Source organism: Litoribacter ruber, assembly GCF_018500185.1.
GTDB lineage: Bacteria > Bacteroidota > Bacteroidia > Cytophagales > Cyclobacteriaceae > Litoribacter > Litoribacter ruber.
The window spans coordinates 1-1,031 of record NZ_JAHBGI010000051.1 but is presented as its reverse complement, the minus strand read 5'-3'; the positions used below and the strand labels follow the sequence as shown (position 1 = coordinate 1,031).

1 protein-coding gene is annotated in these 1,031 nt (G+C 44.8%); it reads left to right on the top strand.

The annotated features are described in order from the left end of the window. Positions 1-259: 259 nt before the first annotated feature. The gene (locus tag KIH41_RS18030; RefSeq protein ID WP_214163341.1) at positions 260-727 is read left to right on the top strand and encodes a four helix bundle protein; all 468 of its coding nucleotides are present in this window, start codon (positions 260-262) and stop codon (positions 725-727) included. The last annotated feature ends 304 nt before the right edge of the window (positions 728-1,031 follow it).

The window sequence follows — 1,031 nt, the reverse complement described above, 5'->3', positions numbered from 1 at the left end:
TGAAGGCCTGCCGGATCGGGGTTCTCTACGCTTCCTTTGCTCTGCCAAACGCCATCCCCATTCAGCGAGTTGCAGGTGGCGTAGTGCTCAGTACCCAGCGCTTAGCCCTCCGTGCTCCACTCTCATCTGTTGGCGCCGCTTTGCGCTGCCTTCAGCCTAGTCGTCGCTTCGCGCTAAACTCCTAAACCGTCTCGCTGAAGGCGCAGCCTAAAGCGGACGTAAACTCCTAACCAGCCTGCATAAAAAACCATCCTCTCCCTTGCTCATCAGCCAAACTATTGCTAACTTAAACACACTTTTTAAAAAACTTTCAAACTTTATTTTTATGAAACCATACCGAACTTATTCCTTTGAAAAATTGGCAGCTTGGCAATTGGCACGTGAAATACGGTTAGAACTCTACCTACATTCCCAAAGTTTTCCCAAAGAAGAAATCTATGGACTAACTAGCCAGCTTCGAAGAGCCATACACAGTGTAAGTACAAATCTAGCGGAAGGATCAGGGAGAATTTCCAATTCTGACAAAGCCCATTTTACTAATATAGCCTATTCAAGTGCCTTAGAAGCAATAGAACTACTTATAAGTGCCTTTGATTTGGGTTTTCTGTCAAATGACAACTATCATCAAGCTAGATTAAAAATGGATGGTCTTTTGGCTATGTTAAATAGCTTATACAAATATCAGCTGAGTTGTGAGAGCGATTTGAAAGCTAAGTTTAGAGAGTAATAGGAAGAAGCGTGTGCGGTTAGAAGNTATCATCAAGCTAGATTAAAAATGGATGGTCTTTTGGCTATGTTAAATAGCTTATACAAATATCAGCTGAGTTGTGAGAGCGATTTGAAAGCTAAGTTTAGAGAGTAATAGGAAGAAGCGTGTGCGGTTAGAAGGTTATGTCCCGAGGAGCGCTGCGCGCTTCGGGACGGTTTAGAAGTTTAGTTGCTGAAGGCCTGCCGGGTCGGGGTTCTCTCCGCTTCCTTTGCTCTGCCAAACGCCATCCCCATTCAGCGAATTGCAGGTAGCGCAGTGCACA